This window comes from Trichlorobacter thiogenes, from assembly GCF_900167465.1.
GTDB lineage: Bacteria > Desulfobacterota > Desulfuromonadia > Geobacterales > Pseudopelobacteraceae > Trichlorobacter > Trichlorobacter thiogenes.
Genome location: NZ_FUWR01000028.1, coordinates 1 through 21,728, shown reverse-complemented (window position 1 = coordinate 21,728; position 21,728 = coordinate 1). Strand labels below are relative to the sequence as shown.

Here is a 21,728-nt window from a genome sequence, read left to right as displayed (position 1 = left end):
ATGGTAGGCGCGGGCGGTTTCGAACCGCCGACCTCTACCGTGTCAGGGTAGCGCTCTCCCCCTGAGCTACGCGCCTCCAGCAAGGGAATTTGTTAATTAGCAGCTTCTTCGGAAAAATGTCAAGCGATTTTTAGCTCTTTACGCACCAGTAACGCTACATTTTCCACATGTGGTGTCTGGGGGAACATCTCCACCGGCTGCACTTTTTCACAATGATAGCCCTTTGCAACAAGGATATCCAGATCACGGACCAAGGTTTGAGGAGAACAGGATACATAGACAATTCGTTCAGGCGCAAACTCTGCCACCTTATCAAGAACTTCCCTGTCACAACCTTTACGAGGTGGATTAAGCACAATACAGTTAAACCTTAGTTCATCCTCAAGCAGGTCGTCCAGAAGTTCCAGCACGTCGCCTGCCTCAAAACGACAGTTTTTTGCATTATTCAGGCGGGCGTTACGTTTGGCATCTGCCACGGCATCTTTATTCAACTCAACACCCAGCACCTGTCTGGCAAGAGGAGCCAAGGTCAACGCAATACCGCCAATGCCACAGTACAGATCCAGCACCTGTTGGCTGCCATCCAGACCAGCCCAGTCACGGGCGGTTTCATACAGAAGCCGGGCACCATCATTCTGGGCCTGCAGGAAAGAACGGGGAGAGACCAGCAGTTCTACCTGCCCTATCCTCTCCTGAACGGTCTGCTGCTTGGTCAGAAAGTGGTCATGGGCACCAAAGATGACATTACCTTCACTGCTGTTGACATTCTGACAGACAACCGCCACCTGTGGTACCTTTTCCTGCAGCAGGCGTGCAAGGTGATGAATTTCGTTAAAGGCCCGCCTGGCTGCGACAAAAGTGACCATTACTTCGTTACTGGATTCTGAAACCCGCACCACAAGATACCGTAAAATACCGGTTTTGTTCTTGTCCTGATAGATCGGCACCTTTAACTTGCTGATCCCCGCACGCACAACCTTGATTACGGTATTGATCATGGGATGATGGAGCGGGCAATCTTCAAGGTCAACCACATCGTGGCTGGCACGACGATAGATACCGATATACGGATCTGCGTGGGTTCCCGCCACGGCCAGTTTGGCAGTGGTTCGGTACTGTAGTTGACGCTCCGGCGTCAGCAACCGAGGGACTACAATTCCCTTTAGAGACGGATATCCATCAAAAGCCGCCTGTACCAGCTGCTGTTTCCAGCGCAGTTGTTCGCCATAGCGCATGGCAATCAGCGGGCACCCCAGACATAGGGCCGCATCAGAACAGGGACAGCGTTGCAGGCGCAAGGGGGATGGCTCAATCAGCTTTATCAGATCCGCAAACACAACGGTCTTACCAAAGTGGGTAATACGTGCCTGGCAGCGATCCTGGGGTACCGTACCAGGAATCAAAATCTGGCGGCCGCTATGGAGGGCCACACCGATTCCATCGCTATCCAGACGTTCAACTGTCAATTCTACAGCCAGACCGAAACGGAGACCTGATGGTGAATCTGCTTCATGTTGAGATGCGGACTTGTGTGGCCGCTTCATCCCGCTTTTTTGCACCCTGGTCTTGTTTGACTTCATGATTTGCACCTTTGCCGTGCTGCTTCAAACAGCACTATACCACCTGCTACAGAGGCATTTAGAGACGACACCCCGCCATACTGGGGAATTGCCAAAAGACCATCACAATGCTTGCGGACCAACGGGCGGATCCCCTCCCCTTCACTGCCCACCACCACCACCAGATTGCCACAAAAATCTGTTGTGTACAGATTTTTTCCTGCCTCTCCTGCCAGTCCGTAGGCCCAGCAGCCAGCCAGTTTCAAACGTTCCAGAGCCTGCACCAGATTAGTAACCTGCATAACCGGAACCGTTTCCACAGCACCAGCCGAGGCTTTTTCCACCACCGGTGTCACCCCGCAGGCCCGATCCTTGGGGATGATCACCCCCTGTACACCAGCACAGGCAGCAGACCGGATCAACGCCCCCAGATTTTGTGGGTCCTGAATGCCATCCAGAGCCAGCAAAAACAATGCATCATCTGCCTGATGGGCAGATAAAAAATCTTCCAGATCTGTATATGCAAAGGGAGCAACCCGCAGCACCACACCTTGATGATGGGGATTACCGGCCAATCGCTCCAGATCAGCCCGATCGCGGCGATGCACCGGAACGCCCTGTTCTTCTGCCAAAGCCGTTAGCTTTGCAATTCGATGGTCTGTTCCACTGGTCTGCACAAAAAGCTCAAAGGCCTTACGACTACCGCGCAAGGCCTCCCTGACCGGATTTACTCCATACAGAATATCGTCTTTCATTGCCCACCTGCTACAATCTCATCAACAATCAGCTCTGCAGCCTTAACCGGATCAGCTGCCTTGGCAATCGGTCTGCCGATCACCAGATAATCAGCACCTGCCTGAACCGCCTCAGCCGGAGTCATGATCCGTTTCTGATCATCAACAGCAGCAAAAGATGGTCGTACCCCCGGGGTGACAATCAGGAAATCTGAACCACAGGCCGCACGGATCGCCTGAATCTCCAGCGGTGAAGCCACTACACCGTCCATGCCACTTTCCTTGGCCAGTTTTGCCAGCCGCACTACCATCTGCTCCACCGGCTGCTCTATTCCAACTGCCTTCAGTGTTTCCTGCGTAGATGAAGTCAGAATAGTCACTGCCAAAAGACGGGGGCGTTCACAGTCACTAAACTCCTTGCGTACTGCCTGGCTGGCCTTTTCCATCATCTCCGGCCCACCCAGAGCATGCAGGTTAGCCAGCTTCACACCCAAACGTCCGGCAGCCAGCATGGCCTGAGCAACGGTATTGGGGATATCATGGTACTTCAGATCAAGAAACACCTCGCCACCATGCTTCTTGACAGCCTCAACAGCAGCAGGCCCGGCAGAGGTGAACAGCTCCTTGCCCACCTTAAACATCCCCACCTTGCTGGAGAGTTTTTCAGCCCAACAGTCAATATTTTTCAGGTTATCCACATCCAGGGCAAAGATTATCTTGTTTTTAGCTTCGTCGCGGGTCATGCAAAATTCCTTTCAGTACATTGTCATTATTTGTAAGTAATTAAGATTTATTTTTAGTGCGTCAATTTCCATTGCTATTTCTCCGGGAGCATATCTATTTTATCAAAATTAACTGTAATTCTGTTTTTTGGCACAAGCTGATGATAACCACCATTTCCATATTTAGGATAGTATCTGTTAAATGGTTCTGGAGCCAATCCTTTATCACCATCTTCCATCGGAACTTTAACTTTTGGAGATATTTCGAGGACAGTATATTTATCTTGCCTTTGCCTTCGGACCAGTTTTTTGTGGTCTGAGTAATCGGTCTTGCACCTCTTTAAGGTTTTTAATGAACGCTTCCTGTCCAAGCGGCCTGCCGGTCCTCTCATGCTTGCGGAAGATGTTCATCTCTTCTTCCGATGATACCGCCAGAAAGTCTTTCCAATTGCCTACCATTGAAAGCAGGGGATCAACTGATCATCTTGAGCCGAAAGGTGGGCCTGTGCGCTGCTCCAACGATATTCTTTTGCCCGTTTGACAATATGTGCCGCCACCGGGTTCATCTCAACATACCGGGCTACTGCCAGCAGGTAGGTTTCATCCATAGGAAACGAAGCAAAACGCTCCTGCCAGAGATGTCCTTTCCAATTTTCACGAGAGTTTATCCTGCGGGTATAGCGTCGGTGTGCTTCACCAATGGCGCGGGCAAGTCCATTTTCTGTTTCTGGCACGACAATCAGATGGACATGGTTCGGCATAAGACACCAGGCCCAGATTTCCACCTGACACTTCCTGCACCATTCGGCCATCTATAAGCTTGATAGTCATCATCACAGAAAAAGGTTGCTGGCGGCGGTTGCCGCGTTGGGTAACATGGTGGGGGATGCCGAGGCTATAACTCGTGCAATACTGGCCATGCGGTGAGAATAGCAGATAGTAGGCCAGAGTCAATTAAATATACTGTCCCCCGAATGCCCAACAACACAACAGAAAGTCCCATCCAATCCAGGAAGGGGCTTTTTATTTCCCAATCAGAGTAACCGGGTGAAGGGATCAAGCAACAATTTCAGGGGTCACACTTAAGCGCAAGCCAACCACATGCAGCAGATTGAACAGAGTACGGATTTCAGGATTGCCCCGGCGTGATAACGTACGGTACAGGCTTTCCCGGTTCAGATGGGCTTTTTCAGCAACCGCCTTCATGCCCCCGTTGGCCTCTGCAATGTTCCGCAAGGCAAGTAGAAAAGTTTCTTTGTCGCCCTCTTCCAGTGCAGCATTCAGATAAGCGGCAGCTTCAGTCGGGTCTTTCAGGGCTTCAATCAGGTCCCTTTGATAGTCAGTTGTCTGTGTCATGGTTGTTGTCTCCTTTGGTACTCTTCCAGGTATCCGGCGGCCCTGGCAATATCCCGCTTCTGAGTGTTTTTGTCCCCGCCGATCAAAAGCAAAACCAGCCTCCCCCCCCCCTCTCTGGTGAAATAGACACGATACCCCGGCCCGCAATCAATCCTCATTTCCCATAACCCGGCGGCAAGCTGCTTGTGGTCCCCCAGGTTGCCCAGCCGAGCGCGGTCAAGCCGCACACGAATTTTAGCCCGCCCAGTAACATCCCGTAAGGTTTCAAGCCATTCCTTAAACGGCGCTTTGCCTTCACTGGTCTGGTAGTACTCTATGTCGTTGGAAAAGGTTTGCACGCCGATATTTTGGCTTATAGGCCACATATTGCAAGCGGATTATTACACCGCACCCCCCTCCAGGTAACAAGCCGCAACAAGAATTGTGACCATTGAAAAATTGGTCACTGCACTTGTCACAGTGAAATGACATCATAGCGCAAAAGATAAATTCAAGGAAACACGAAAGAAATTCACCGCCATGAAAACGGAAAGGCCCCGGCGTGGGAACCGGGGCCTTTCGTATATTCAATACCCTGCTTTTTTAGTTTCTCTCTTTACTTTCCTTCCAAAGCTGCCTTGATAGCTTCTGCGGTACGCTGGCCCTGATACACTTTACCATCGGGCAGCAAGATCATTGGCGTACCGTTTATCCCCTGTTCACCTGCAAATGCAATGATTGCATCAACAGCTGCTTTGCCTTCGTCACCTTTAATCTTCGGAAGCTCTTTACCTTCAAACGCCTTGTCCAACAGGTCACGCTTCTTTTTGCTGATGACAACACGAGCCTTGTCATAGGCCTGAGGATGCAACTGACGTAATGGGTAGAGCATGATAGTAATGGAAAGATCCGGCATCAGCTTTTCAAGTTTCTGCAACTCGGGATGCAGGGTACGGCAATAGGGACAATCAGGATCAGTGAAAATATACAGTTTTTTCGCTGATTTGGGATTTCCCATCACAACGGCATGCTGAACAGGAATTAACTTGGGATCAACGCCGGTAAACTGTTTGGGCTTGGGAAGATCCTTTTCATGGGCAGCAACCGGTTCTTTGGTCTTCAGGTCAATGATCATTCCCTGAATCAGATGTTTCTTGCCATAATCAATAAAGACAATCCCCACCCCGCCGTCTTTTTCAAAAAGAACTTCATGCATGCCGTGGGATGGTGCAGGTTTAATCGACTTTACCGTTACTCCGGCAAAGCTGAGCAGTTCACCGGCCTCTTTAACGGTCAGGGAATGACACTTGGAGCATTCCATGGTGCCGCAGCCGTCTTTTGCTGCAGGCATGGCAAATGCGCTACCAAGTAACAACAGGAGGAGAGCAACAACACTGGAGACAATTTTGAACATAAATACTCCTTCTTAGATTTTGATGTGACCATTTGAATACAACGCCTCAAACTACTCCAAACCATATTCCTTCAGCTTATACAACAAGGCACGGTGGCTGATTTCAAGTATTTTTGCAGCATGGGTTCGGTTGCCGCCGGTCTTGATCAAGGCCTTACTAATCAGATCCATTTCCATGATCCGTTCCGCCTGTTTAATGGAAAGGTTTTCAGTACCGTCAGCACTGTCTGTTTGCAATGATGGCCGTTCAATGGGAGCTGAACCATTAGGTAAACAGGTTGCAGCAAGCTGATCACCATCACAAAGCACTAACGCCCGTTCAATGACATTTTCAAGTTCACGCACATTCCCCGGCCAGTTATGGGCCATCAGACGGCGCAGAGCCTCTGGAGCAACCCTGGGAACCGGTTCCCGCCCGATCCTGGCAGCGCACTCTTTAACCAGATACTGCACCAGTAGCGGAAGATCATCAACCCGGTCTCGTAACGGGGGGATCTGAAGAGAAAACACATTCAGTCTAAAGAAGAGGTCTTCACGGAAACGTCCTTCTGTAACCTCTGCCTGCAGGTCACGGGCAGTAGCTGACACCACCCGCACATCAACCTTGCGGGAGGTTGACGCTCCGATTCTGCGTACTTCACTTTCCTGAAGAACCCGTAACAGCTTCACCTGCAGTGAAAGCGGCATCTCACCAATTTCGTCCAGAAAGAGCGTGCCTCCGTCTGCCTGTTCAAACAGGCCTGCCTTATCTGCGGTGGCACCGGTAAAAGAGCCTTTGACATGTCCGAACAGCTCTGCTTCCAGCATTGTTTCAGGAATGGCACCACAGTTGACCGCCACAAATGGCTTGCCATTACGGCAGGCACTAGTATGCAGCGCCCTGGCAACCAGTTCTTTTCCTGTTCCTGACTCACCTTGAATCAGTACGGTGGTTTTCAGACCCGCCACCCGCCTGATCTGATCATAGAGAGACAACATGGCAGGATTACGGCCAATCAGCCCGCAGAATGAATTTTTGTCAGCCACCTCTGCCTTAAGCGTCTGGTTTTCCTCTTTCAGACGCTCACGCTCTTCAGCTTTTTTCAAGACGATAACAATTTCATCACGCTTGAACGGCTTGGAGATAAAGTCATAGGCCCCTTCCTGCATACAGGCCACCGCAGTATCTACCGCACCATAGGCGGTCATCATGACAATCGGCGCTGAAACCCCCCTGCTGATGGCCTGGCGGAGAAACTCCCGGCCATCCATATCCGGCATACGGATGTCACACAGGATATAGTCATAGGCATGGCTGGCAAGCATCTCCAACGCTTCTTCGCCACCAGCAGCCGTGTCAGCAAGATAGCCCTGTTTACACAACATGATGGAGAGCATATGCCGCAGATTTTCTTCATCATCTATAATCAGAATATGGGATTGTTTCATGCTTTCTATCCCTTCGTATTCACGGGCAGATGAACCGTAAAGCAACTACCTTTGCCGATGCTGCTCCGGACTGAAATTTTGCCACCAAATCCTTCAACAATACGGGCTGATATGGCTAACCCCAAACCTGTGCCTTTGCCCGGCGCTTTGGTGGTAAAGAATGGATCAAACAGCTTACCCAGGTTTTCAGGTGCAATCCCTGCCCCGGTGTCCCATACTTCAAGCAACTGTACAGTACTGCCGGGCTCTTGTTTGACAACCAGCTTCAGTGAACCACCCTGTGGCATCGCATCACTGGCATTGATCAGCAGGTTTATCAGTACCTGCTGAAGCTGATGGGGGTCAAGCATGAGACTGGAGGGACTTCCTTCTGTCCTGAGAGTTCCCTGTATCCCCTTAAAAAGTCCTTGATGTTGCAGCAGTTCCAGCGTTTGCTGAACCAGCTCCAGCAGGTGTACCTCGGTGTAGACAGGCGGCTTGGGACGCGCATACTCAAGTAGCCCTTTTACAATTCTGTCAATCCGCCCACAGCTTTCCATAATACGTGCAAGATAGTCTGCCTGAGCCGGATTGTGTTCCAACTCCTGAGACAATATCTCGGCGTAGCCCATCACTGATGCCAGAGGTGTGCCTATCTCATGGGCCGTACCGGCGGCCAGCAGTCCAACAGATGCCATTTTTTCTGAACGCACCGCCTCTTCCCGTGCCAGTTCCAGGTCCTGGTTAACCTTTTCAAGAGCGGCAACATGGGAGGCAACCTCATGCTGTTTTTGGTCAAGGGTGCTTGACATTGCATTAAATGCATCTGCCAGGCGTGCCATTTCAAGCGCACCAGTAACTTTCAACTGAGTGCCGTAGATACCGACTGTAATCTTTTCCGTTGCTGACAACAGGCGATTAACCGGAGCAACCACGATCTTTGACAAAACAAAGGCACCCAGGCCAAGCAGCAGGATAAAATCAAGGGCAAAATAGGTCATCAACAGCTGTCGTGTTCGTCTGATGCGGCGTTGTTCGTCTGACAACGACAAAATCAAGCCTGCCCTGCCAACCTGTTCACCATTACGGATTACCTGAGCTGAGCGAACCAGTAGCGCTCCGTCAGCAATAATGCCGCTTTCCTCCAGCTGGCGTCCCGGCAAGCTAAAGGGGCGATAGAGATCACTGCCTTCTCTGCCAACGCTGTAGATAACCTTGCCTGCCTTATCCAGCAGCGTCAGACGTTCAAATGATCGTTCTTCAGATAATTTGGAGGCATAGACTGCGGCAGAGGTATTAAGCGGCAGCATTCCTTCCGGAAAACCAGGCAACTGGTCGGGTAGCTGGTTAACAAAGGTGGATAACAGCATCCGAGCATGCTCACCCTTCTGGGCATACAGGTCATTTTCAGCGGTTTTAAAGGCGAGTAGACTGAAGAGCAGCCAAGTGAGGATAAGCAAACAGGCCAAAGAGGCTAGAATGGAAAACGTGAGGCTTGGCCGCACTGTTCGCATCGGTTACTTCCCCAGATGGAGATACCAGTTGATCAGCTGGGGGCCATAGAAAATATAGACAACCGCCCCGAAAGCCAGATACGGGCCAAAGGGAATGGCCAGATGGCGCCCTTTGCGTTGCGCTGCCATAAGAGAAAGGCCAACAACTGATCCAACCAGTGATGAGGTAAAGATGATAAACGGAACAGCTTTCCATCCAAGGAAGGCGCCCAGCATGGCCAGTAGTTTGGCATCTCCGCCCCCCATACCTTCCCGTCCGGTCAGCCAGAGATAGGCGTAAAAAACCAGCGCCAGACTGCCCCAACCCACGACAATACCTGCCAGAGATGAAATCCAGCCCGGTTCTGGAAGAAAAAATGAAGCAAGAAAGCCTAGAACAACCCCGGAAAGCGAGATTTCATCAGGGATAATCTGATGATCAAAATCGATAAAGGTGACAACAATCAGTGCAACAACAAGCAGGGAATAAATAAAGAAGGAGATACTCAGACTAAAACGCAGGAACAAGAGCAAAAGCAGACAGCCCGTTAATAGTTCCACCAGTGGATAGCGAATTGAGAAGCCGGCACCGCACCCCCTGCAACGGCCTCTTAACACCAGCCAACTGATGATCGGGATATTGTCAAACCAGCGCACCGCAGCCCCACAGGACATGCAACGGGAACCGGGACTGATGATTGATTGATCAAGGGGAAGACGATAGATGCAGACATTTAGAAATGAGCCGATCACCGCCCCGAACAGAAAGACAAAGACAGCCATATAGGCAACTGGCAGCATGATCACTCTTCGCCAAACCCATCAATAATCAGGGCTCCAATGGTCTGCATCGCCTCTGCTTCATCAACTCCTTCTACAGTCAGGCGGATCTTGGTCCCTTTTGAGGCAGCCAACATCATGATTCCCATAATGCTTTTGCCATTCACTTCAACCGATTCCCGGGCCAGTTTAACTTCAGACTGAAATTTACTGGCAGTCTTGACAAAAAGGGCTGATGCACGGGCATGCAGTCCTAACTTGTTAACAATCTCAAACTCCTGTTGTTGCATGTAAGCACCTGTTCTATTTTAGGAATTCACCAGCGACAATTACACTTTCACGTCCACAACGCAGCAGAGAAGCGCAAAGTTCCTCCAACGTCATCCTTCCACGACGGGAAAAAAACTCTACCATCATCGGAAGGTTAACTCCGGTTACCACCTCAACCTTGCCCTCTTGCAGAAAAGACATGGCTGCATTGGATGGCGTACCGCCAAACATATCAGTCATGATGATGGCGCCATCGCTTCCAACGGTTTTCAATGCTTCGGCAATACGGCCAACTAGGCCATCTGCAGGGTCATCAGCATGCAGCTCAACCGCTTCACAGCCTTCGCTGCTGCCGGTGATCATGCTTGAAGCAGCAATCAATGATGTGGCAAGTCCTGCATGGGTTACAACAACAAGTCCAGTCATGGTTTACTATCCCTTCTCAATATCGCGGTGACTGATGCGCACCTTAAGCCCAAGCGACTCAAAGCGAGCTGCCGCTGCCTGCGTAATGGCCACCGAACGGTGGCGCCCACCGGTGCAGCCGATGGCAATCGTTAAATAACTCTTTCCTTCACGACGATAGGCCGGGATCAAAAACTGCAGTAATGACAAAAACTGGTCAAGAAACGCCTTTGTCTCCTGCTGTCCAAGGACAAAATCCCGAACCTGTGGCTCAAGACCGCTGTAGGGACGAAGTTCAGAAACAAAATGAGGGTTCGGCAGAAAGCGTACATCCATGACCAGATTGGCATCCAGGGGCACACCATAGCGGAATCCGAACGAAACCACTTCAACCGTAAAATGGCTGCTGCCCTGTTCCCCTTTAATGACACGGATAACCTGCTCTTTTAACTGATGAACATTGAACTCAGAGGTATCAATGACCAGCGTAGCATTCTGACGCAGGGCAGCCAGCCGTTCCCGTTCAATCCGAATCCCTTCAGGGACAGTACAGTGTTCATCTGCAGGATGGCGGCGACGGGTTTCAGCAAAGCGTCTGATCAGCACCTCATCTGATGCGTCAAAAAACAGCACTTCAAGTTCATGGCCTACACTGCGTAAATCACGGAACGATTCAACAATGCCGGTGGAGAGATCCCGGCCCCTGATATCGGTAACCAGCACCACCCCTTTAAAGGTCTCACCTGATTTTTCAATCAGTTCAACAAACTGGCGAAACAGCCGGACTGGCAGATTATCAATACAGTAAAACCCTTCGTCCTCCAGAGCCCGCACTGCTGTTGACTTACCTGAACCGGACATCCCGGTAATAACCACAATCCGCATCAGCTACTCCACTTCATCGCCAAGGTGCCGGACTTCCATCCGGTCCAGCAACCGTTGTTGAAAATCCTTTGCTGAATGATAGCCCATCCCCTTGAGCAGGAAATTACGGGCCGCCACCTCAATGATCGAACCAAGGTTACGTCCCGGTCTGACCGGTATCGTCAGGTGAGGCAGGTCAACACCGAGAATGGTGGTGGTCTTATCATCAATTCCCAAACGGTCATACTCCTGATCCGGGTCCCACTCCATCAGCTCAAGCACCAGATCAATAATCTTCTTTTCACGGATGGATGAGACACCATACAGATCTTTAATATTGATGATGCCCAGACCTCTAATCTCCATCAGATGCTGGATCTGCTGTTCTGGTTGCCCAACCAGACTGGCCGGCATCTTTTTGCGAATAAAGACCATATCATCAGCCACCAAGCGATGTCCACGAATGACCAGATCAAGGGCACATTCACTCTTGCCGATACCGCTCTTACCGGTCAACAGGATGCCGACACCCAACACATCCACCAATACCCCATGCAGATGGGTGGTGGGCAGCAACTGCTCTTCAAGGAATTTGGTGATCAGCGAGATAAAGGTTGATGATTGATGGGGAGAAACCAGCACCGGAATGCCAAGTTGCTCGGTAATTTCAAGGAAGCGAGCAGGAGGAGTAAGCCCTTTGGTAACAACAAAACAGGAGATAGGAAAAGCGCAGAGCGCCTGGGTATTGTCACGCAAACGGTCTTCTGGCAGTTGGGTTAAATAGGATATTTCTGTATTACCCAGCACCTGGATTCTGGCAGGGTGCAGATGTTGGGTATAACCGGTCAGGGCCAGCCCAGGTTTTTGAATCCGGGATGAACTGACACGATGATTCAGGCCGCTGGCACCTGCGATCAAACGCAGATCAAGGCCATATTCCTTTTCATCGAGCAGGTCCTGTATGGAAAGGGTAATGCTATCCACAGTACGTGGTGGCATGCCAGGGGAGGTGAAGGACACCTCCCCTGAAACACACGTTAGCCCCGTTGAGGCTCGATCAGACCGAAGTTACCGTCTTTGCGGCGATAAAGAACATTGATTTCACCTGAAACCGCATCCGTGAAGACCAGGAAGTCCTTGTGCAGCAGGTCCATCTGCATAACCGCCTCTTCCACTGCCATCGGTTTGGCAGTCTCGGTCTTGGTGGTGATTACAACCGGCTCTGGATTGGATTCAATACTTTCAGCATGGAACACCTTTTTGGACATGGTGCGACCATTGTTGTCAGCAGGCTTGTGATCCTTCAGTTTTTCCTTGTAACGCTTCAACTGACGCTCAATCTTGTCCAGAACAGCGTCTACCGCAGCATACATGTCATTGGTTGCCTCTGAAGCCTTGGTGGTAATGCCACGGCCGGAAATAACAATCTCAACAATGTGGCGGATCTTCTCCACCGTAAAGTAAACCTGGGCTGATATAGGCTCATCAATATACTTCGCAACCCGCTCAAGTTTTTCTTCTGCGTAGTTTTTCAGCGCCTCACTCTGTTCCATATGCCGAAAAGTTGTCGATACTTGCATAATGTGTCCTCCTCTGGATAGTTCCCTCTTTGGTAATTATATCAGAAATGTCGCCGTCGTTCAGACGACGATCCGATACGCAGCATCTCGCGGTATTTCGTTACCGTCCGCCGGGCAATGTTAACGGTTTCATCAGACAGCATTTCAGCAATTTTTTGGTCTGAAAGCGGCTTTGCGCTATCTTCCTTATCAATAATTGCCTTAATCCGATTCTTGACACTTTCTGAAGAAACTGAATCGCCATCTGACGTTGAAAGCCCGCTGTTAAAGAAATACTTTAATTCAAACAGTCCCTGGGGGGTCTGCATATACTTGTTGGTGGTTACTCGACTGATGGTTGATTCATGCATGCCGATATCTTCAGCAATATCACGCAACACCAGAGGGCGCAGCCCTTCAACACCCTGCTCAAGAAATTCGCGTTGATACTTTACGATACTTTTGGCCACCCTGAAGATGGTGCGCTGGCGTTGTTGAATACTCTTGATCAGCCATTCAGCGGCCCGCTTCTTGTCGCCGACATATTCCTGCGTTTTGGCGTCCATACCGCCACCAGCCTTGGCATCAAGGTAATAGGGCGACAGCCGCAGGTTTGGCAGGCCTTCCTCATTCAGCATCACCACATAATCATCACCCACCTTATGCACAAAGATGTCAGGAGAGATGTAGTGTACCTCATCGCTGCTGTACAGTCGTCCTGGACGGGGGTCAAAACCGGCAATAATCCGAATTGCTGCCAGCACCTGCTCAGGATCAATCTTCAGACTACGGGCAATCTGTTTGTAATTGCGGTTTTCAACATCCGGCAGGTGGCGTAGCAAGATTGACTCAACCACGCTACCGGCCATTCCCAAACTACGGGCCTGAATCAGCAGGCATTCCTGCAAACAGCGGGCGCCAACACCACTGGGATCAAACTCCTGAATCCTCTGTAGTATAGTTTCTGCAAGCTCTTCAGAAGTTTCACAAACAAGGGCGATATCAGCAACCGTAGAACGAAAGAAACCATCATCATCAATATTGCCGATGATCTCTTCCCCAACCATCTGCTCTTCGTCGCTATAATTCCCCATCTGCAACTGCCAATGCAGGTGATCAAACAGAGTGCCTTTGCGGGTCAGCAGGTTTTCAAAGGAGAGCTTGTCATCTTCATCCCCTGACTGTTCACCCGAGGTGTAGTTATAGCCATCAAGGTAACTATCCCAATCACGCAGGGTATCTTCACCGGCAGCAACCTCCTGAAAGGCCTCACCGGTTGCAAGGTTTTCATCAGGAAGCTCTACTTCCACAACCTCCAGAAGTGACTCCCCATCCCGAACCTCATCCAGTTCTGGCGACTCCTCCAGAATCGGGTTTTCCTCCAGCTCCTGACGAACCACATCCTGCAGTTCTATCCTGGTCATCTGAAGCAGCTTGATGGCCTGCTGCAACTGTGGCGTCATCACCAGTTGCTGCGTCATCTTCAGTTGTTGGCGCATCTCCATCGCCATAGCTGCTCCTAACTGCCTCTAAAGTCTGAAGTCTTCGCCCAGATAGATTTCACGGGCCTTTTTACTTTCTGCAATCTGTTCAGGAGTGCCGAATTCCAGCACCTCACCGGCACTGACAATATAGGCGGCATCACAGACACCAAGGGTTTCACGGACATTGTGGTCTGAAATCAGCACGCCGATATTACGATTTTTAAGCCCCAAAATCAGTTGCTGAATATCTGCCACCGCTATCGGATCTATACCGGCAAACGGCTCATCCAGCAAAATAAAGGCCGGTCTGGTAATCAGGGCACGGGCAATTTCAACCCGTCTGCGTTCGCCACCTGAAAGGGCATACCCCTGTGAATCAGCAATATGGGTGATGCCAAACTCTTCCAGCAACTCCTGAGCACGATGCTGCTGCAGTTCACGATCATCTTCAACAGTTTCAAGAATCGCCAGCAGATTGTCCCGTACTGACAATTTTCTGAAGACTGATGCCTCCTGTGGCAGGTAACTGATCCCCTTACGTGCCCGAAGATGCATCGGCTGCTCGGTAATTTCATCACCATCCAGCCAGACCTGCCCACCATCTGGCCTTGTTAAGCCTACTACCATGTAAAAGGTTGTGGTTTTACCCGCTCCATTGGGGCCAAGCAGACCGATTACCTGGCCGGAGTCAAGCGTCAGGTTAACGCCACGCACCACCTGACGATTACCATAGGTCTTGCAAAGCCCTTCAGCACGCAGGTTTCTGCTATGGCTGTTTTTTTGCGTCATTCTTTTTCGGCCCACTGCCCGGCTTTGGATGGATAACCGCCTCTACCCTGGCATTTTCACCACTGGTAACCACGCTGCGGTCTTCATCCAGATAATAGACAATCACCTTACCGGTTACAGAATCCTTTTCCTGGGTAACTTTGGGATTGATGGACAGGGTTATCTTGCCTTCCTTGCTTTCATACAGGGCGTGACCGCCGGTACCAACCCGGTTGGTCTGCAGAATCCGGACTGCACCAATCGCCTCAATCTTGTCTACCTGATCATCCTTTTCACCGTAATAAACAATCAGTTTGTCGGAATAAATGGTTACATCTTCCTGACGTGCCACCACACGTCCGGTAAAAATAGCGGTTTTGCCCTTATTGTCTGCCTTCAGCTCGTCAGCCTTGACATTGATCGGTTTTGAAGAACGATCCCGCTTTGCCGGAGACCCGGCAGCAGGCTGAGGTGCCGCAAACGCGGGTACCACCCCCAGCAGGCAGACAAGTAACAACAGTAAGGTCTGTTTAACGCTTTGCATGTGCTCCCTCGATAACTGCATGTACAGCCCCCCGGAAACGAACTTCTTCTTGATGTAGCGACATTTCCATGCCTTGGGCTGTTAATGTTAACCGGCCATCAACGACCTTTACGGGGCGTTTTGTTACCACCAGGCCTGGCCCGGAATGGTATTCAAGCTGCTCCGTATCAAACACCATCCCCTTTTTAGTAACGGCATGGACCTTTTCCTGCATAATGACCAGATGTTGCGCCTCATGATAGCTGCCGGTTTTTGAGGTAATGGTCACTCCGCCGGCCTTGCCACCATAGATCTCGGTCCTGACCCCGGTCAGCTTTGCCAATGCAGCTTCTTTATCATAATCAGCACGTTCGGCAGTCAGGTCCCAGAGCTTTTCGTTACCTTTCATTTCAGAAAAGGTAAGTTTGGAAAGAGACATATCAACTTCAGGGGAGATTGGTTTTGAGGCTGTTTCAGGCGGGGTTGAACGAAATTGCCTGAACAGAATAGCCACCACCAAGGCAACAGTTGAGGCCACAATGACTACTGCCAGAATCCGCCTGATTTGCCTTGTGTTCGGCATTTGCATGAACGCACTATAGCATTGGGCTGGCTGGCTGTCCAGCGGATAACAGCCTATAGCGACCCTGTTGGCACAGAGATTGTATAATCACAATTCATACCTGTCCACGACCAGTTCCTGCCACATGCCACGACCTTTCAGCAGCAGATCGCACAGCTCTCGCACAGCGCCCCACCCGCCTCTGGCTTTGGCAACATAATCAGCCACTTTCTGAACTTCCGGCAGGGCATCTGCGGGGGCAGCAGAAAAACCAACCCGCCGCATGACCGGCACATCAATCACATCATCACCCATATAGGCGATCTGATGGTCAGCCAGGCCGGTACGCTGCTTGATATCGTCGTAACTTTCCTGTTTACGCAGTGATCCCTGATAGAGGATCTCGATTCCCAACTCTTTTGCCCGCAGGTCAACCACCGGAGAGACACGTCCTGTGATGATACCGACCTGGATACCGGCCCGCTGCACCAGCTTGATGCCGTGACCATCCTTAACATTAAAGAACTTGATCTCGGTGCCATTGGCATCCCAGATGATCCTGCCATCGGTCATGACGCCATCCACATCCAGCAGCAGCAGCTCTATATGCTTCAGTTTTTCGTTCATGCAATGCCAGCCTTCAGGATATCGTGCAGATGGATCACGCCGCAGGGGGCCTGACTCTGTTCATCATCAAAGGCAAACAGGGTGGTAATTGAATGGCGCTCCATCATCTGAAGGGCTGCTGCAGCCAGCTCTCTGCGTAGAATCCGCTTGGGATTGCGGCGCATCAGGCTTCCGGCAGAACTGTGCAGGATATCTTCACCACGCTCAAGACAGCGCCTCAGGTCGCCATCAGTAATCACCCCCAGTAAACCACCCTGGGCATCGGTAACACCGGTTATTCCCAGACCTTTTGAGGTAATCACAAATAGCGCCTCTTTCATCAGCATCTCTTCCTGCACCAGCGGAATTGAGTCGCCGCCATGCATCAGATCCTCTACCCGCAGCAGCAGCCTTTTACCCAGAGACCCACCGGGATGAAAGATAGCAAAATCTTCAGCCCTGAAGCCCCGTTCAACCAGCAGTGCAACAGCCAGCGCATCGCCCATGGCAAGGGTAGCGGTGGTTGAGGAGGTTGGAGCCAGCCCCAGCGGACAGGCCTCCTCAGCAACCGATACATCCAGAAAGACATCACTGGAACGGGCCAGGTTTGAGGCAGGATTGCCGCTCATGGCGATCAGACTGGCACCCAGACGCTTGATCACCGGAAGAATCCGTAGCAGTTCTTCGGTCTCACCACTATTGGAGATACCGATTACCACATCACCGGTCATGATCATCCCCAGGTCACCATGAATTCCTTCTGCAGGATGCAGAAAAAAGGCCGGGGTGCCGGTTGAGGCCATGGTGGAGGCAATCTTCTGGCCGACCAGACCGGACTTGCCCATACCGCTGACCACCACCCGGCCAGAGCTGGCCAGAACCATCTGCACGGCCTGTTCAAAGGAACTGTCCAGACGTCCCGCAAGTGCCGCCACTGCAGCAGCCTCAGCCTGAATAACCTTGCGTCCTTCATCAAGAATACTCATCGCACCACCGCATCAAGGGCCTGCAGACGCTTCAGCAAAGCAGGAAGATCAGCAAGGGGAATAGAGTTGGGGCCATCACACAGGGCACAGGACGGATCTTCATGTACCTCCATGAAGATACCATCAATACCGGTGGCAACCGCAGCCCGGGACAGGGTTTCAACAAATTCACGCTGCCCGCCGGATGACTCCCCCTGCCCGCCTGGCAGCTGCACGCTATGGGTGGCATCAAACACCACCGGATAGCCGTAGGAGCGCATGACCGGGAAAGAGCGCATATCCACCACCAGATTGTTATATCCAAAGGAGGCGCCACGTTCGGTCAGGATGATATTTTCATTACCCGAGGCCGCCACTTTGCCCACCACATTACGCATGTCCCAGGGAGCCAGAAACTGTCCCTTCTTGACATTCACCACCTTGCCGGTCTTTGCAGCAGCAATCACCAGATCGGTCTGGCGGCAGAGAAAGGCTGGAATCTGTAACACATCTAGCACTTGGGCAGCCGGAGCCACCTGTTCGATTGAATGGATATCAGAAAGCACCGGAATACCAAGACTGTCCTTGACCTTGGCAAGTATCCGCAACCCCTCATCCATACCAGGCCCACGGAAGGCGTTGACTGAAGTCCGGTTAGCCTTGTCATAGGAGGACTTAAAGATCAGCGGCATCCCCAACCCGTTACAGATGGTCATCAGCCGCTCGGCATGGCGCAGCGTTGCCTCTTCACTCTCAATCACACAGGGACCGGCAATCAGCACCAACGGGCGTCCGCCCCCCATTTTAACCGACCCGATTGTCAATTCTTTAGTCATGGCATCCTCTTTCGATAAAAAGGCCTCGCAATAATCTTCGCGAGGCAGGCTCTTCTTACCACGTTCGCGGCTCCTTTGACAAGCGGGCAAAATTCGGTCATAGTTCGCCCCATGGAACGAGCTATCACACCGGAAAAACGCGACGACGACCTGCAGTTTGATGCCACCCTGCGCCCCCGTACCCTACAGGATTACATTGGTCAGGAAAAGATCAGGGAAAACCTGAAGCTCTTTATTGACGCCGCCAAAGGGCGCAGTGAGGCCCTTGATCATGTGCTGCTCTATGGTCCGCCGGGTCTGGGCAAGACCACCCTGGCCAATATCATTGCCTGCGAGATGGGGGTTAACATCAAGTCCACCTCTGGTCCGGTGATTGAGCGTCCCGGTGACCTGGCCGCCATCCTGACCAACCTTGAGCCCCATGACGTCCTGTTCATTGACGAGATCCACCGTCTCTCCCATGTGGTGGAGGAGATCCTCTATCCTGCCATGGAGGACTTTCAGCTGGATATCATTATCGGTCAGGGGCCCAGTGCCCGCAGCATCAAGCTGGACCTGCCCCGTTTCACCCTGGTGGGGGCCACCACCCGTGCCGGTCTGTTATCATCCCCCCTACGTGACCGCTTTGGCGTCATTTCACGGCTTGAATTCTATACCCATGATGAACTGGCCTTTATTGTGACCCGCTCAGCCCGTATCCTGGGAATGGCGATTGACAAGGAAGGTGCGCTGGAGCTGGCCCGCCGCAGCCGAGGTACCCCACGAATCGCCAACCGACTGCTGCGCCGGGTGCGGGACTATGCCCAGGTCAGGGCTGATGGCGCCATCACCCTCAGAGTCGTACAGGAAACCCTGCGCCTGCTTGAAATCGACGAAATGGGCTTTGATCAGATGGACCGGATGATCCTCTTAACCATCATCGACAAATTCGGCGGCGGCCCGGTGGGATTGGACACCATTGGTGCGGCAATTGGCGAAGAAAGCGACACCATTGAAGATGTCTACGAACCGTTCCTGATCCAGAACGGCTTCCTGAACCGCACCCCCCGCGGCCGGGTTGCCACCCCTGCCGCCTATCAGCACTTTGGCAGACTGACGCCGGAACGTCCCCAGGGGTCACTGTTCTGATGCTGCAACAGGCCCTTGATCTACCGGTTACCCCACGTTATGGCTTTGAAAACTTCATCTCCTGTGCCGGTAACAGCTCTGCCCTTGAATTCAGCCGCAGGATCACCAATCCAGCTGAACCGGAAAAACTGTTGTACCTCTACGGCCCAGCAGGATCAGGTAAAACCCATCTTTTGCATGCCATTGGGCGTCAGCTGGCAGGAGAACAGTACCAGGTCCTGTCATGCCGTAACCTGACTGTTCCGATTAGCACCACCAGCAATCTGCTGTTGGTGGACGATCTTGATCAATTGCCAGACCAGCCAGAACTGCGTAATGCCCTGTGGGAAGCCTTTAACCAGCAGTACAGCAGCGGCCACACCCTGGCCCTGGCCGGCAGGTTTGCCCCCAAGGAACTGCCGACCATTGACGAACACCTGATCTCGCGCCTGCTGTGGGGTTTGGTGGCCCGGCTGGATGTCTCGGATGACCGTTCACGTCAGATGTTGATTGCCAAACTGGCCCAGGATCGTCAAATCATCCTGCCAGATGACGTGGCAAGCTGGCTATTAACCGTGCTTCCCAGGGATGTGGGATCGCTGGTATCAGCCTGTGATGCCCTGTATCGGGCCGCATTGCAACGCAAATGCCGCATCACCCTGCGCCTGGCCCGTGAACTGGTTCTACTGGGAACGCTGACTCCATGAAATCCCCTGAAGAGATAGAGCTTGCAAAAAAGCGTCGCGAGCTGGCTGATCTGCTTGAAGAACAGTCCCAGATAGAGCGGGAACTGGCAGCCATCAAATCTGAAATCAGGGTCTTTGAGCATACCTATGAACAGATACTGGGCGGTAGAATTGCAGAGCTTGAACAACTTGAATGGCAAATCAGCGGACTATTGGGAACCGGTGAAACAGAAGAAGAACACCATAAATACTTTCATACCACTGAACACGACTCCTCCACCTCAACCTTTACCCGAACCACCCTGCTGGATGACGACCCGGACACCACACCGATCTTTGAAGAGAAAAGCCTGAAAGCACTCTATCGTGAAGTGGCTAAATCAATTCATCCAGATCTGGCCAGTGACGACCATGAACGGTTCAAACGCCAGGAACTAATGGCCATTGCCAACCTGGCCTACCAGGAAGGTGACCGGGGGAGACTGCAGAGGATATTGCGGGAATGGCAGCTTGGACCCAAAACAGCCAAAGGGCTTGATATTGGCACGGAACTGATTCGCCTGATCCGACAAATTGCCTACACACGTCAGCATATCAAAGAGTTAAACAAACAGATTATTGAGTTGCGACGTTCTGACATCTACCGTTTCAGACAACGGGTTGATGAAGGTCTGCTGGATGGTATTGACCTGCTGGCTGAAATGGCTGCCACGGTTGATCTTGATATTGCCAAAGCAAAAAAACGCCTTGCACTGTTACGTGGAGAGCAGGAAACACCTGAAGACCAGCCTTCACCACCACTTGAAACACGCATCATCCGCTTTCCCCCTAAAAAAACCTATGGTGTTCTCTATCTGCGTGCAGCCAACTCAGTGGACTACCGTGACTGGCAAAAGCTGGGAGCCGCCAAAGGCCCCCGTGAAATACCGCTGGACAAGGGGTTACGACTGGATGTACGGGGCGACGGAGAAGGCGGGATTGATTTTCTTGAAAAACTGCAGTCGGATGATCTGCAGGCACTGTTTCTGTACGACGTGGGAGACGATGCTCTGGCCCGGATCTGTAACCTGACCGGCCTCCAGGAGCTCTATCTTTCAAATACCACCGTATCCGATGAAGGACTTAAAAAGCTGGACTGCCTGAGCAGCCTGAAGCGACTCTACCTCTACCACACTGAGATCACTGACAACGGCCTGGCTAACCTATATCCCCTTACCTGGCTGCGCTGGCTGACCTTCAGCGGCACCAAAGTAACGGACAAGGGAGTGGCAGAACTGCGCACGGCCCTGCCAAACTGCAAGGTAGTCATGACCACCGGCAGAGCCGGTGGCTTGAGGAAAGCCCCTAAAAGGGGCTAAGGGTTTTGGGTGAAGTCCAACTCCTCTTGTTTGTCCAGATGTTCTTGATCTCTTACATACGCCCGGATCATTTCTTCATCCAGGCCGATAGTGCTGGCACAGTAACCACGTGACCAAAAGTGCCGACCGATAAAACCTTTCTTGACCCCTTCGGCCTTACGGTGAATATGAATTGCCGACTTGCCTTTCAAATACCCTATCACCATCGAAACACTGTACTTCGGTGGAATACTCAACACCAGATGGATGTGGTCAGGCATGGCATGACCCTCGATAAGTTCAACTTCCTTC

At 51.7% G+C, this 21,728-nt stretch carries 27 protein-coding genes and 1 tRNA gene; 3 read left to right on the top strand and 25 right to left on the bottom strand.

The window, feature by feature from the left end; all coding sequences use genetic code 11:
• Nucleotide 1: 1 nt before the first annotated feature.
• The 24 genes from B5D39_RS15700 to kdsA form a co-directional block, all read right to left on the bottom strand.
• A tRNA-Val gene (locus tag B5D39_RS15700) sits at nt 2-76 on the bottom strand.
• Nucleotides 77-119: 43 nt separating this feature from the next.
• Nucleotides 120-1,580 (bottom strand): 23S rRNA (uracil(1939)-C(5))-methyltransferase RlmD, encoded by a 1,461-nt coding sequence (gene rlmD / locus B5D39_RS15695; protein WP_078791428.1) that lies wholly within the window; start codon nt 1,578-1,580, stop codon nt 120-122.
• The gene (gene rlmB, locus B5D39_RS15690; RefSeq protein WP_078791427.1) at nt 1,577-2,314 is read right to left on the bottom strand and encodes a 23S rRNA (guanosine(2251)-2'-O)-methyltransferase RlmB; all 738 of its coding nucleotides are present in this window, start codon (nt 2,312-2,314) and stop codon (nt 1,577-1,579) included. Before rlmB ends, rlmD begins: the two co-directional genes overlap by 4 nt.
• Nucleotides 2,311-3,036: an orotidine-5'-phosphate decarboxylase gene (gene pyrF, locus B5D39_RS15685; protein WP_078791425.1), complete on the bottom strand. Its 726-nt coding sequence runs from the start codon at nt 3,034-3,036 to the stop codon at nt 2,311-2,313. Before pyrF ends, rlmB begins: the two co-directional genes overlap by 4 nt.
• Before the next feature lie 74 nt (nt 3,037-3,110).
• Nucleotides 3,111-3,407, bottom strand: coding sequence for a hypothetical protein (locus tag B5D39_RS17160; RefSeq protein WP_167370399.1), 297 nt, complete (start codon nt 3,405-3,407; stop codon nt 3,111-3,113).
• 60 nt (nt 3,408-3,467) lie between these two features.
• On the bottom strand, nt 3,468-3,800 hold the full coding sequence (locus tag B5D39_RS17375) for a transposase (protein WP_244161436.1): 333 nt from the start codon (nt 3,798-3,800) through the stop codon (nt 3,468-3,470).
• A gap of 271 nt (nt 3,801-4,071) precedes the next feature.
• Complete coding sequence (locus tag B5D39_RS15675; RefSeq protein WP_078791424.1) at nt 4,072-4,371, bottom strand: addiction module antidote protein; 300 nt, start codon at nt 4,369-4,371, stop codon at nt 4,072-4,074.
• Nucleotides 4,368-4,709, bottom strand: a complete 342-nt coding sequence (locus tag B5D39_RS15670; protein ID WP_279627316.1) for a type II toxin-antitoxin system RelE/ParE family toxin — start codon at nt 4,707-4,709, stop codon at nt 4,368-4,370. The genes B5D39_RS15675 and B5D39_RS15670 overlap by 4 nt, the downstream gene beginning before the upstream one ends.
• Nucleotides 4,710-4,966: 257 nt before the next feature.
• The gene (locus tag B5D39_RS15665) at nt 4,967-5,764 is read right to left on the bottom strand and encodes a DsbC family protein (RefSeq protein ID WP_078791421.1); all 798 of its coding nucleotides are present in this window, start codon (nt 5,762-5,764) and stop codon (nt 4,967-4,969) included.
• Between the two features lie 51 nt (nt 5,765-5,815).
• Complete coding sequence (locus B5D39_RS15660) at nt 5,816-7,192, bottom strand: sigma-54-dependent transcriptional regulator (RefSeq protein ID WP_078791420.1); 1,377 nt, start codon at nt 7,190-7,192, stop codon at nt 5,816-5,818.
• 5 nt (nt 7,193-7,197) lie between these two features.
• Entirely contained in the window at nt 7,198-8,685 is a 1,488-nt protein-coding gene (locus tag B5D39_RS15655; protein WP_078791417.1) for a sensor histidine kinase, read from the bottom strand.
• Nucleotides 8,686-8,688: 3 nt separating this feature from the next.
• Entirely contained in the window at nt 8,689-9,465 is a 777-nt protein-coding gene (locus tag B5D39_RS15650) for a prepilin peptidase (RefSeq protein ID WP_078791415.1), read from the bottom strand.
• Between the two features lie 2 nt (nt 9,466-9,467).
• Nucleotides 9,468-9,734 (bottom strand): HPr family phosphocarrier protein, encoded by a 267-nt coding sequence (locus tag B5D39_RS15645; protein WP_078791413.1) that lies wholly within the window; start codon nt 9,732-9,734, stop codon nt 9,468-9,470.
• Nucleotides 9,735-9,747: 13 nt separating this feature from the next.
• Nucleotides 9,748-10,140 (bottom strand): PTS sugar transporter subunit IIA, encoded by a 393-nt coding sequence (locus B5D39_RS15640; protein ID WP_078791411.1) that lies wholly within the window; start codon nt 10,138-10,140, stop codon nt 9,748-9,750.
• A 6-nt stretch (nt 10,141-10,146) separates the two neighbouring features.
• Complete coding sequence (gene rapZ / locus B5D39_RS15635) at nt 10,147-11,004, bottom strand: RNase adapter RapZ (RefSeq protein WP_078791410.1); 858 nt, start codon at nt 11,002-11,004, stop codon at nt 10,147-10,149.
• A 3-nt stretch (nt 11,005-11,007) separates the two neighbouring features.
• Nucleotides 11,008-11,967, bottom strand: coding sequence for an HPr(Ser) kinase/phosphatase (hprK, locus tag B5D39_RS15630; protein ID WP_078791442.1), 960 nt, complete (start codon nt 11,965-11,967; stop codon nt 11,008-11,010).
• Between the two features lie 53 nt (nt 11,968-12,020).
• On the bottom strand, nt 12,021-12,563 hold the full coding sequence (gene hpf, locus B5D39_RS15625; protein ID WP_078791408.1) for a ribosome hibernation-promoting factor, HPF/YfiA family: 543 nt from the start codon (nt 12,561-12,563) through the stop codon (nt 12,021-12,023).
• Nucleotides 12,564-12,604: 41 nt separating this feature from the next.
• Nucleotides 12,605-14,053: an RNA polymerase factor sigma-54 gene (gene rpoN, locus B5D39_RS15620; RefSeq protein WP_078791406.1), complete on the bottom strand. Its 1,449-nt coding sequence runs from the start codon at nt 14,051-14,053 to the stop codon at nt 12,605-12,607.
• An 18-nt stretch (nt 14,054-14,071) separates the two neighbouring features.
• On the bottom strand, nt 14,072-14,815 hold the full coding sequence (gene lptB / locus B5D39_RS15615; protein ID WP_078791405.1) for an LPS export ABC transporter ATP-binding protein: 744 nt from the start codon (nt 14,813-14,815) through the stop codon (nt 14,072-14,074).
• Nucleotides 14,793-15,338, bottom strand: coding sequence for a lipopolysaccharide transport periplasmic protein LptA (gene lptA / locus B5D39_RS15610; protein ID WP_078791403.1), 546 nt, complete (start codon nt 15,336-15,338; stop codon nt 14,793-14,795). Before lptA ends, lptB begins: the two co-directional genes overlap by 23 nt.
• Nucleotides 15,325-15,906, bottom strand: coding sequence for an LPS export ABC transporter periplasmic protein LptC (gene lptC / locus B5D39_RS15605; protein ID WP_078791402.1), 582 nt, complete (start codon nt 15,904-15,906; stop codon nt 15,325-15,327). The genes lptA and lptC overlap by 14 nt, the downstream gene beginning before the upstream one ends.
• Before the next feature lie 81 nt (nt 15,907-15,987).
• Entirely contained in the window at nt 15,988-16,506 is a 519-nt protein-coding gene (locus B5D39_RS15600; protein WP_078791400.1) for a KdsC family phosphatase, read from the bottom strand.
• Complete coding sequence (locus tag B5D39_RS15595) at nt 16,503-17,471, bottom strand: KpsF/GutQ family sugar-phosphate isomerase (protein ID WP_078791399.1); 969 nt, start codon at nt 17,469-17,471, stop codon at nt 16,503-16,505. Before B5D39_RS15595 ends, B5D39_RS15600 begins: the two co-directional genes overlap by 4 nt.
• Nucleotides 17,468-18,286 (bottom strand): 3-deoxy-8-phosphooctulonate synthase, encoded by an 819-nt coding sequence (gene kdsA, locus B5D39_RS15590; protein ID WP_078791397.1) that lies wholly within the window; start codon nt 18,284-18,286, stop codon nt 17,468-17,470. The genes B5D39_RS15595 and kdsA overlap by 4 nt, the downstream gene beginning before the upstream one ends.
• 111 nt (nt 18,287-18,397) lie before the next feature.
• Here kdsA and ruvB point away from each other — a divergent pair, with 111 nt between their 5' ends.
• Genes ruvB through B5D39_RS15575 form a run of 3 tightly spaced genes read left to right on the top strand, consistent with a single transcriptional unit; the run spans nt 18,398 to nt 21,437 of the window.
• A complete protein-coding gene (gene ruvB, locus B5D39_RS15585; protein ID WP_078791395.1) occupies nt 18,398-19,414 on the top strand; it encodes a Holliday junction branch migration DNA helicase RuvB in 1,017 nt (338 codons plus the stop codon).
• Nucleotides 19,414-20,100 (top strand): DnaA/Hda family protein, encoded by a 687-nt coding sequence (locus B5D39_RS15580; RefSeq protein ID WP_244161435.1) that lies wholly within the window; start codon nt 19,414-19,416, stop codon nt 20,098-20,100. Before ruvB ends, B5D39_RS15580 begins: the two co-directional genes overlap by 1 nt.
• Complete coding sequence (locus tag B5D39_RS15575; RefSeq protein WP_078791394.1) at nt 20,097-21,437, top strand: leucine-rich repeat domain-containing protein; 1,341 nt, start codon at nt 20,097-20,099, stop codon at nt 21,435-21,437. Before B5D39_RS15580 ends, B5D39_RS15575 begins: the two co-directional genes overlap by 4 nt.
• On the opposite strand, the gene tnpA is transcribed toward B5D39_RS15575, so the two are convergent.
• A partial coding sequence (gene tnpA, locus B5D39_RS15570) for an IS200/IS605 family transposase (protein WP_078791392.1) occupies nt 21,434-21,728 on the bottom strand: 295 nt, incomplete at its 5' end. The two genes, B5D39_RS15575 and tnpA, sit on opposite strands and share 4 nt — an antisense overlap.

Excerpts from the sequence above, each read along its gene's own strand:
- ruvB (WP_078791395.1), top strand. The coding sequence starts at position 18,398 with ATGGAACGAGCTATCACACCGGAAAAACGCGACGACGACCTGCAGTTT.
- B5D39_RS15640 (WP_078791411.1), bottom strand. The coding sequence starts at position 10,140 with ATGACTGGACTTGTTGTTGTAACCCATGCAGGACTTGCCACATCATTG.
- rapZ (WP_078791410.1), bottom strand. The coding sequence starts at position 11,004 with ATGCGGATTGTGGTTATTACCGGGATGTCCGGTTCAGGTAAGTCAACA.
- kdsA (WP_078791397.1), bottom strand. The coding sequence starts at position 18,286 with ATGACTAAAGAATTGACAATCGGGTCGGTTAAAATGGGGGGCGGACGC.
- lptB (WP_078791405.1), bottom strand. The coding sequence starts at position 14,815 with ATGACGCAAAAAAACAGCCATAGCAGAAACCTGCGTGCTGAAGGGCTT.
- B5D39_RS17160 (WP_167370399.1), bottom strand. The coding sequence starts at position 3,407 with ATGAGAGGACCGGCAGGCCGCTTGGACAGGAAGCGTTCATTAAAAACC.
- B5D39_RS15650 (WP_078791415.1), bottom strand. The coding sequence starts at position 9,465 with ATGCTGCCAGTTGCCTATATGGCTGTCTTTGTCTTTCTGTTCGGGGCG.
- B5D39_RS15595 (WP_078791399.1), bottom strand. The coding sequence starts at position 17,471 with ATGAGTATTCTTGATGAAGGACGCAAGGTTATTCAGGCTGAGGCTGCT.
- rlmD (WP_078791428.1), bottom strand. The coding sequence starts at position 1,580 with ATGAAGTCAAACAAGACCAGGGTGCAAAAAAGCGGGATGAAGCGGCCA.
- B5D39_RS15580 (WP_244161435.1), top strand. The coding sequence starts at position 19,414 with ATGCTGCAACAGGCCCTTGATCTACCGGTTACCCCACGTTATGGCTTT.
- pyrF (WP_078791425.1), bottom strand. The coding sequence starts at position 3,036 with ATGACCCGCGACGAAGCTAAAAACAAGATAATCTTTGCCCTGGATGTG.
- hpf (WP_078791408.1), bottom strand. The coding sequence starts at position 12,563 with ATGCAAGTATCGACAACTTTTCGGCATATGGAACAGAGTGAGGCGCTG.
- B5D39_RS15655 (WP_078791417.1), bottom strand. The coding sequence starts at position 8,685 with ATGCGAACAGTGCGGCCAAGCCTCACGTTTTCCATTCTAGCCTCTTTG.
- B5D39_RS15665 (WP_078791421.1), bottom strand. The coding sequence starts at position 5,764 with ATGTTCAAAATTGTCTCCAGTGTTGTTGCTCTCCTCCTGTTGTTACTT.
- B5D39_RS15600 (WP_078791400.1), bottom strand. The coding sequence starts at position 16,506 with ATGAACGAAAAACTGAAGCATATAGAGCTGCTGCTGCTGGATGTGGAT.
- B5D39_RS15660 (WP_078791420.1), bottom strand. The coding sequence starts at position 7,192 with ATGAAACAATCCCATATTCTGATTATAGATGATGAAGAAAATCTGCGG.
- rlmB (WP_078791427.1), bottom strand. The coding sequence starts at position 2,314 with ATGAAAGACGATATTCTGTATGGAGTAAATCCGGTCAGGGAGGCCTTG.
- B5D39_RS15675 (WP_078791424.1), bottom strand. The coding sequence starts at position 4,371 with ATGACACAGACAACTGACTATCAAAGGGACCTGATTGAAGCCCTGAAA.
- B5D39_RS15575 (WP_078791394.1), top strand. The coding sequence starts at position 20,097 with ATGAAATCCCCTGAAGAGATAGAGCTTGCAAAAAAGCGTCGCGAGCTG.
- lptC (WP_078791402.1), bottom strand. The coding sequence starts at position 15,906 with ATGCAAATGCCGAACACAAGGCAAATCAGGCGGATTCTGGCAGTAGTC.
- B5D39_RS15645 (WP_078791413.1), bottom strand. The coding sequence starts at position 9,734 with ATGCAACAACAGGAGTTTGAGATTGTTAACAAGTTAGGACTGCATGCC.
- lptA (WP_078791403.1), bottom strand. The coding sequence starts at position 15,338 with ATGCAAAGCGTTAAACAGACCTTACTGTTGTTACTTGTCTGCCTGCTG.
- rpoN (WP_078791406.1), bottom strand. The coding sequence starts at position 14,053 with ATGGCGATGGAGATGCGCCAACAACTGAAGATGACGCAGCAACTGGTG.